Origin of the sequence: Maritimibacter sp. 55A14 (assembly GCF_003122205.1) — a bacterium.
Lineage (GTDB): Bacteria > Pseudomonadota > Alphaproteobacteria > Rhodobacterales > Rhodobacteraceae > QEYE01.
This window is the reverse complement of sequence record NZ_QEYE01000063.1, coordinates 1-1,187: the sequence shown is the minus strand read 5'-3', so window position 1 is coordinate 1,187 and position 1,187 is coordinate 1. Positions and strand designations below refer to the sequence as shown.

Below are 1,187 nucleotides of genomic sequence, written 5' to 3'. Positions count from 1 at the left end.
TGCCCCGCCGCATGCGCCGCCCCCGCGATCGCAGCCAGAAGCAGCAGGGGCTTGGGTACGAGGCTACGTAATCTCGTCATCCCGCGTCGCTTTCCTCTCGGTCCATTTCCCGCTCGACCCCGATGCTCAGATCCCAAACTCGTAGACCAGCAGCGCGCCCAGCGTGTGGCTGTCCCCGCCTCCTTCGCGGCCGTAACGGTAACCTGCGCCCAGTGTGAGCCCCTCGGCCAGTTCAAAATCCGCCGTAACCGTTGCCAGATGGTCGGTGTCGGCGTTCTCGGCATCGCGCACCGCGTAGACCGCCGAGAGCACAGCGGGACCGGCAATGTCGGCCTCCAGGCCCAGAGTGCCGTAGACTGCCTCGTCCGGGCCGCCGTCGAAATTCTCGAACCAGGCCAGCTCGCCCAGCACCGTGACCTCGGCCCCGCCCAGCGCCAACGGCCGCGACAGGCCCAGCACCACGCCGGTCTCGTCCCCAGCATCGCCGCGGCCGCGCTTCTGGTGCCGAAGACCCAGGTTATAGGCCGCCTCGCCCAGGCTGCCGCTCAGCTCCGCCGACGCGGATTCGGGGCTTTCGGTGTTCGACGCGCCGCCATCGGAACGGTCCAGTTGTCCGCGCGATTCGATTACCGAGTCGCTCAGAAAACTCGTGTCGGCGAAGAACGCTGCGAGCGATAACTGGTGCTCACCCGCCCCGCCCAGCGGGATGTCCAAGCCCAGCCCTACCCGCTCGGTCAACTCGTAATCTTCGGCGAAGTCGACGCCGTAGATGCCCGGCGCCGCGTCCCAGGCGACGCCGAATGCCGGGTTGAACTTGCCCAGCTTCACCGCTGCGGCACCGAAGTCATGGGCGACGTACAACTCCTCGGCATAGAGGCCGTGGTCTTCGAGGAACCGGTCATCCACGGGATCGTCGATCGGCTCCAGCACCAGCGTTGCGTAGACCCCGCTGCCCGGCGCGACTTCCAGCGCCAGCGCACCTTCGATCGTGGCGAAGAAATCGTTGAGTTCGGCGGCCGGATCGTCGGCGTCGAATGTGTAGTCGTTCTCAAGCTCCACCGCGAAATCGGCCGAGAAGGAAAGCGGCTCAGCATGGGCGGGCGCGGTCGGCAAGAAGGCCCCGGTCATCCCGAAGGCGAGCAATGTCGAAAGCGCGTAGCGTGACTGTCCCAGCATGGTACATCCTT

General features: G+C 66.4%; 1 protein-coding gene. It reads right to left on the bottom strand.

Annotation, left to right across the window (positions count from 1 at the left end; translation table 11 throughout):
* Window positions 1–126: 126 nt before the first annotated feature.
* Window positions 127–1,187: hypothetical protein (locus DDZ14_RS19185; RefSeq protein WP_233252661.1), on the bottom strand; the 1,061-nt coding region annotated here is incomplete at its 5' end.